Source organism: Paraburkholderia madseniana, from assembly GCF_009690905.1.
GTDB lineage: Bacteria > Pseudomonadota > Gammaproteobacteria > Burkholderiales > Burkholderiaceae > Paraburkholderia > Paraburkholderia madseniana.
In genome coordinates this window covers 1-4,564 of record NZ_VOSW01000214.1, presented here as the reverse complement: position 1 = coordinate 4,564, position 4,564 = coordinate 1, and the positions used below count along the sequence as shown (strand labels likewise).

The 4,564-nt window shown below is 61.4% G+C and carries 4 protein-coding genes and 3 pseudogenes; 5 read left to right on the top strand and 2 right to left on the bottom strand.

The genetic code is table 11. From position 1 onward, the window contains the following. The first annotated feature begins 133 nt into the window (after positions 1–133). From FSO04_RS45020 to FSO04_RS48140, 5 genes and pseudogenes are all read left to right on the top strand, one after another. Positions 134–508: a 3-keto-disaccharide hydrolase gene (locus FSO04_RS45020; protein ID WP_154567848.1), complete on the top strand. Its 375-nt coding sequence runs from the start codon at positions 134–136 to the stop codon at positions 506–508. A gap of 260 nt (positions 509–768) precedes the next feature. Continuing rightward, on the top strand, positions 769–1,350 hold the full coding sequence (locus FSO04_RS45015; protein WP_154567846.1) for a lecithin retinol acyltransferase family protein: 582 nt from the start codon (positions 769–771) through the stop codon (positions 1,348–1,350). A 222-nt stretch (positions 1,351–1,572) separates the two neighbouring features. After that, a pseudogene (locus FSO04_RS45010) lies at positions 1,573–2,530 on the top strand (histone deacetylase family protein). After that, positions 2,502–2,822, top strand: a pseudogene (locus FSO04_RS48145) (hypothetical protein); the annotation flags it as partial. The pseudogenes FSO04_RS45010 and FSO04_RS48145, both read left to right, overlap by 29 nt. A 28-nt stretch (positions 2,823–2,850) precedes the next feature. After that, a pseudogene (locus FSO04_RS48140) lies at positions 2,851–2,979 on the top strand (peptidase M20); the annotation flags it as partial. Positions 2,980–3,143: 164 nt separating this feature from the next. Here FSO04_RS48140 and FSO04_RS45000 read toward each other — a convergent pair. Both FSO04_RS45000 and FSO04_RS44995 read right to left on the bottom strand, forming a co-directional pair. Beyond that, positions 3,144–4,184, bottom strand: a complete 1,041-nt coding sequence (locus FSO04_RS45000; RefSeq protein ID WP_154567845.1) for a 2-dehydropantoate 2-reductase — start codon at positions 4,182–4,184, stop codon at positions 3,144–3,146. Between the two features lie 150 nt (positions 4,185–4,334). After that, positions 4,335–4,556 (bottom strand): formate dehydrogenase subunit delta, encoded by a 222-nt coding sequence (locus FSO04_RS44995; RefSeq protein WP_233465456.1) that lies wholly within the window; start codon positions 4,554–4,556, stop codon positions 4,335–4,337. Positions 4,557–4,564: the final 8 nt, after the last annotated feature.

Sequence of the window (4,564 nt, the reverse complement as noted above, 5' to 3'; positions counted from 1 at the left end):
GCAGATCGATTCCACTAAACTTGTTCATGCCGGCCTCCTGTGCGTCACGTCGCTGTTCGCACCTCGACTCTACGCCAGCCGTTCGACCCGAACGGAGGGGAGGCCGGCTATATGATTATCAGAACCGCCCAATGTGCAGAACGCGCTTCAGGAAGCGGATGCCCTCGGACGTGAAATTCAAATCGATCAACGAGGCTATGACTCTGTCACTAACACAGAAGGTCATTTGCTGAAAATCACGGGTGCGATCTACGATTTGCAGGCGCCGTCGACTTCGACCGTCGTCCAGATCGGGGCCTGGAACAACTTCCTCATCGAGGCCAACGGAGCGCGGATCCGTGTCACGCTCAACGGCCAGCTCGTCAATGACTACCAGAGCCCGCGCGAGCAGACAGGCTACATAGCCCTTCAGGCGCACGATTTTCTTTCGCGAACGCAGTTTCGAAATTTGCAGCTAAAGAAACTGCCGTCGGAACAGTCAGCGGAAACAGAACACCTGCATCCCTGACATGGGCGCTCCGAAAAGGTTTGGCGACGGACTGTTCCGGCCGCTACGCGCGGTCAGATCGGCCACGCCGTGGCCTAAGCGTACGAAAAAATCCGTTTCTCGAGGGCACCCCATCTCCAGCCGTGGAAAAAACTGGGTTGTGTGAGCCATGCGGCAATCCATAACAAAAACACTATGGTGTGCAAAAAAATGTTTAACTATCGTGAATATACGTCCGGTCCTATGCTTGGCTCATGCAGTTAGCAGTTGGGAGTCGAATCATGGGACATGCCACTATCACGTCTTGCACTCCTGCGGCGATGCAGGTGCGGTGGCATCTCGGAGTTGGAAGCGAACCGGCTCTCGGCGCACATCTCGTAACACCTCGCCGCGCATACAGTCACCACGGCATCTATGTCGGCAAGGGCAATGTAGTGCACTACGCCGGACTTGCCCGGTCTTTGCATCGCGGCCCTGTCGAGGAAGTGACGATTGCATGCTTCGCCGCAGGGCGCGAAGTCTGGATCGAGCCGGGTGATCGTCCAGGTTACGCCGACCGGCAAGTTGCAGAACGGGCGCGCTCGCGCCTTGGCGAGGATCGATACAGGCTCCTGACCAATAACTGCGAGCACTTCTGTGCGTGGTGCCTGTATGGCGAAAGCCGCAGCGAGCAAGTGCGCGTGTGCCTGACTTATCCGTGGGCGGCCATGCGCGCAGCGGTGGGCCTGTTCAAGATGTCGATCAATTACTTCGCTGCGATGGTCTGCAACCACGCGGATGCGTTGCTTGACGTAAAAAGCAGCTGCGCCGGCGCCACCGCCAATGAGCGCTTGATAGGTCAGGCGATGTCCCGCCACGCGTAAGCGTACCCGTGTATTTCGGAGCAACGTGACCGACCGTTTCGGGATCCTGACCGGCAATTTGTGGCAAGGTTGTTTTCGTCACCTCGCGATTAAGCGTTGCAAGCCGTCACTTTCGTCTGTGGGCGCCCGTGGCAACCGGCTGGAAACCCAAGCCGTGCGGGCTCCTGATGCTGTTGACCATGCTCTTATAAGGAGGCTGCGGGTTGTGCCGCTCATCAGCAAATGACGACTACCCTTGTTTATTCCCATGCTGCGTGTCTGGAGCATCGCCCCGGCCCTAGCCATCCGGAGTCGCCGGAACGTCTGAACGCCGTGCTGCGCGCGTTGCGGTCGCCGGAATTCTCGTCGTTGGAATGGCGCGATGCGCCGATGGGCACACTCGACCAGGTGCAATTGATCCACGACCGCGGCTTTGTCGATGAGGTCGCGGACATCGCCCCGCAGCATGGCTATATGCCTCTCGATGCCGGCGACACGGTGATGTCGCCGGGCTCGTGGGAAGCCGTGATGCGCTGCGTCGGAGCGGCTTGTGCTGGCGTCGACGCGGTGATGAATGTGCAAGCACGCAACGTATTTTGTGCCACCCGCCCGTGTGGTCACCACGCCGAGCCAGCCAGGGCAATGGGTTTTTGCATTTTCAATCAGGCTGCGATCGCTGCAGCCTACGCTTATGAAGTACACAAGCTGGAGCGCGTCGCGGTCGTCGACTTCGACGTCCATCATGGCAACGGTACCCAGGCAGCCTTTTTCGACCGGCCGGGGCTGTTTTACGCTTCCAGCCACCAGTCGCCTTTCTATCCCGGCACGGGCGCCCCATCCGAGACCGGCGTGAACCACAACATCGTCAATGTCGCGTTGCCCCCGTGGCTGTGATTCGGCGCTCTTCCGTGCTCGGATAGAAGCCGGCATGTTGCCGGCGATACGCCACTTCAACCCCCAACTCATCGTCATTTCGGCCGGCTTCGACGCGCACCGACTGGATCCGCTCGCAGGCTTGAACCTCGAGGACGACGATTTCCACTGGATTACCAGTGAGCTGATGTGTATTGCCGATGCGACGTGCGAGGGGCGCATCGTCTCGATTCTCGAGGGGGGCTACAGTCTGGACGGCCTGGCCACCAGCACGGCCGCGCATGTTCGTGCGTTGATGGGTGTTGAGGCCCACCAATTGGGGCGATAGGTGCAGCAATGCGACTGATACAGGCGCCGCCGCTGCTTTGCGGCGGTACGTTCGACGGTACCGGCTCACAGACTTCAGTGCTTGCCCCACGTTGCGCGCAGGCCGCAACACCGAAGCGGGTAACGTGTTTGCGAAATACGGCGTGACGGTCGGCATGGGACTCGACGAAGCCGGCATCAACGAAGACCGCGACATGCTGCAGGAGATGCGTCTGGCGTTGCGCGTGCATCGCACGCCCGGCATGGACGACGACGTGCCGACCTGTGCCCAGATCCTGAAAATGGCGAGCGAGGACGGCGCGCACACGACACCGTTCGGCCGAGGAAAGCGGCGGCTTGCTGGGTCCGGGATGGCTGCTTGCGAACGGCATCGTGAAGCCCGACTTCGCGATCTGCGCCGGCTTCTCATTTGCGATTACGACCGCTCACAACGGTTGCGTTCATCTCGAAGGCTGGCTACGAAAACCGTTGCGCTTGCGCTCAGCGATTTACTGAAGGAGCGCGAGGACCGCGCCGTTGCCGATTCGATTTTGAGCGACGGCTGCATCCACTGCGGGTCTGTGCGCACTTCCGCAGGCGCACGGGTCCGCCCATGATAGGCGCGCTAGCCGCGCCTATGCCGCGCGCGGGACCCTCACCGTCCGGCCCGCGCCTTCCGAAGATGAAGAAGCAGCCTGAACCGGCGCTTGCTGCGCAATGCGCTCGCGCAGCTTGATCAATGCCAGCACCGTATCGATCGTCGGCGTTGCCTCGCCGACCAGCCGGCCCATTTCCTGGACGACGGTGAGCAGCGGGTCGATCTCCATCGGACGGTTGGCTTCGAGATCCTGCAACATCGAGGTCTTGTGGGCGCCGACCGCACCCGCGCCATCGATACGCCTTTCGACATCCACGCGGAAATGCACGCCTAAGCGGTCGCCGATCGCTTTAGCTTCCAGCATCATCGTTCGCGATACCGCGCGCGTGGCCCGATTGCTCGTGATGACGTCCAGCGTCGCGTGGGTCAGCGCGCTAATCGGATTGAAGCAGAGATTGCCCCATAGCTTCAGCCAGATTTCGTCGCGGATAGTGTCGCGGATCGGCGCGTCCAGACCCGCCGACACCATGATTTCGTGCAGTTTCTGGATCCGCGCCGTACGTTCGCCGCCCGGCTCGCCAATCGGGAACTTCTTGCCGTACACGTGGCGAATCACGCCCGGTTCGACGATTTCGGCCGCCGGATACACCACGCAACCGATCGCCCGCTCGGGTCCGAGCTGGTTCCACTGCTTGCCGCCCGGGTCGATGCTGTCGAGCGTGGTGTCGGCGAATTCGCCGCCATGCTTGTAGAAATACCAGTACGGGATCCCGTTTACGGCGGTAACGATCGCCGTGTCCGGCCCCAGCAAGGGCTGCATCGCGCCCACCACGCCCGGCACCGAATGCGCCTTCAGCGCAACGATCACGTAGTCCTGCACGCCGAGTTCACGCGGGTCCGCTGAGCAACGCACGTTGACGATACGCTCGGCACCGTCGATCTGCAGACGTACGCCGTTTGCCTGCATGGCGGCGAGGTGCGGGCCGCGCGCCACGAAACTGACGGCGGCGCCTGCCAATGCGAGTTGCGCACCGAGGTACGCGCCGATCGCGCCGGCGCCATAAATACAGATCTTCATCTGTCTCCTCCTGTTTTTAAGGCACGAACGCTGTCGCGTCGAAATCGACATCCGTTTCAACTCCGACGATGCGAATTTTTCCAGGCGGTGCGTAATGCCCGTGCGCCATATCGCGGGCGCAAGCGACGCCGCCGCCGCAGGCTTCGCCGCTTATGCTCGAGCGGGCGTCAACCCAGCGCGATGGCCCGCCAGCGCCTCACGCACGATCTGGCACAACGCCTCCTTGTTCGGCGTATCGAGCACTGCCAGCAGCGCGCGCCGCATGCGCGGCTCCCAGAAGCGGCGGATATGATCGGCGATACCGGCGAGTGCTTCCTCACGGTCCGGCATCGAATCGAAAAAGTCGCCGATCCGGTTCGCCATGTCGATCAGATTCTGAT

Coding starts and splice junctions, on each gene's coding strand:
- FSO04_RS45015 (WP_154567846.1), top strand. CDS start 769: ATGGGACATGCCACTATCACGTCTTGCACTCCTGCGGCGATGCAGGTG.
- FSO04_RS45000 (WP_154567845.1), bottom strand. CDS start 4,184: ATGAAGATCTGTATTTATGGCGCCGGCGCGATCGGCGCGTACCTCGGT.